At 50.3% G+C, this 2,153-nt stretch carries 1 rRNA gene; it reads right to left on the bottom strand.

The window, feature by feature from the left end:
- A 23S ribosomal RNA gene (locus NE535_RS18590) occupies positions 1-2,128 on the bottom strand; the annotation flags it as partial.
- Positions 2,129-2,153: the final 25 nt, after the last annotated feature.

Raw genomic sequence — 2,153 nt, 5'->3', positions numbered from 1 at the left:
CAAGCTTCAAAGTCTCCCACCTATCCTACACATGTAGGTTCAATGTTCAGTGCCAAGCTATAGTAAAGGTTCACGGGGTCTTTCCGTCTAGCCGCGGGTATACGGCATCTTCACCGCAATTTCAACTTCACTGAGTCTCGGCTGGAGACAGCGTGGCCATCATTACGCCATTCGTGCAGGTCGGAACTTACCCGACAAGGAATTTCGCTACCTTAGGACCGTTATAGTTACGGCCGCCGTTTACTTGGGCTTCGATCATGAGCTTCTCTTGCGATAACCCAATCAATTAACCTTCAAGCACCGGGCAGGCGTCACACCGTATACGTCATCTTGCGATTTTGCACAGTGCTGTGTTTTTGATAAACAGTTGCAGCCACCTGGTATCTGCGACTGCCGTCAGCTTAGGGAGCAAGTCCCATCACCAACAGCAGCGTACCTTCTCCCGAAGTTACGGTACCATTTTGCCTAGTTCCTTCAGCCGAGTTCTCTCAAGCGCCTTGGTATTCTCTACCCGACCACCTGTGTCGGTTTGGGGTACGATCCCTACTAACCTGAAGCTTAGAAGATTTTCCTGGAAGCATGGCATCAACTACTTCATCACCTTAGTGACTCGTCATCAGCTCTCAGCGTAATGTGTTCCCGGATTTGCCTAAGAACACCGCCTACTACCTTAAACGCGGACTACCAACGCCGCGCTAGCCTAGCCTTCTCCGTCTCTCCATCGCAGTTAGCAGAGGTACAGAAATATTAATCTGTTTTCCATCGATTACGCCTTTCGGCCTCACCTTAGGGGTCGACTCACCCTGCCCCGATTAACGTTGGACAGGAACCCTTGGTCTTTCGGCGAGGGAGTTTTTCACTCCCTTTATCGTTACTCATGTCAGCATTCGCACTTCTGATACGTCCAGTGTGGGTTACCCCTTCACCTTCAACCGCTTACAGAACGCTCCTCTACCGCTTGCAGTAAACTGCAAACCCGTAGCTTCGGTGGTATGTTTAGCCCCGTTAAATCTTCCGCGCAGGCCGACTCGACTAGTGAGCTATTACGCTTTCTTTAAATGATGGCTGCTTCTAAGCCAACATCCTAGCTGTCTAAGCCTTCCCACATCGTTTCCCACTTAACATACACTTTGGGACCTTAGCTGACGGTCTGGGTTGTTTCCCTTTTGACGACGGACGTTAGCACCCGCCGTCTGTCTCCCGAGTAGTACTCATTGGTATTCGGAGTTTGCAAAGGGTTGGTAAGTCGGGATGACCCCCTAGCCTTAACAGTGCTCTACCCCCAATGGTATTCGCTCGAGGCGCTACCTAAATAGCTTTCGAGGAGAACCAGATATCTCCCGGTTTGATTGGCCTTTCACCCCCAGCCACAAGTCATCCGCTCATTTTTCAACATAAGTCGGTTCGGTCCTCCAGTTGATGTTACTCAACCTTCAACCTGCCCATGGCTAGATCACCGGGTTTCGGGTCTACGCCTTGCAACTAAACGCGCAGTTAACACTCGGTTTCCCTACGGCTCCGCTATTCGCTTAACCTCGCTACAAAACGTAAGTCGCTGACCCATTATACAAAAGGTACGCAGTCACGGTCTCAAGAACCGCTCCCACTGCTTGTACGTATACGGTTTCAGGTTCTATTTCACTCCCCTCACAGGGGTTCTTTTCGCCTTTCCCTCACGGTACTGGTTCACTATCGGTCAGTCAGGAGTATTTAGCCTTGGAGGATGGTCCCCCCATATTCAAACAGGATGTCACGTGTCCCGCCTTACTCGTTTTCATCTATGGTTAGTTTTCGTGTACGGGGCTATCACCCTGTGCCGCTGTGCTTTCCAACACATTCCACTAACACCCCATAGACTTAAGGGCTAATCCCCGTTCGCTCGCCGCTACTAGGGGAATCTCGGTTGATTTCTTTTCCTCTGGGTACTTAGATGTTTCAGTTCCCCAGGTTCGCCTCACACAGCTATGTATTCACTGTATGATGACCACTTATGTGGCCGGGTTTCCCCATTCGGACATCGTTAGCTCAAATGCTTGTTACTAGCTCGCCAACGCTTTTCGCAAGTTACTACGTCCTTCATCGCCTCTGACTGCCAAGGCATCCACCGTATACGCTTAGTCACTTAACCATACAACCCAAATGAGTTTCACTTG

Source organism: Shewanella holmiensis (assembly GCF_025370255.1).
Classification (GTDB): Bacteria; Pseudomonadota; Gammaproteobacteria; order Enterobacterales; family Shewanellaceae; genus Shewanella; species Shewanella holmiensis.
Note: the sequence above shows the minus strand (reverse complement) of the source record. Positions and strands in the feature narration are given on the sequence as shown.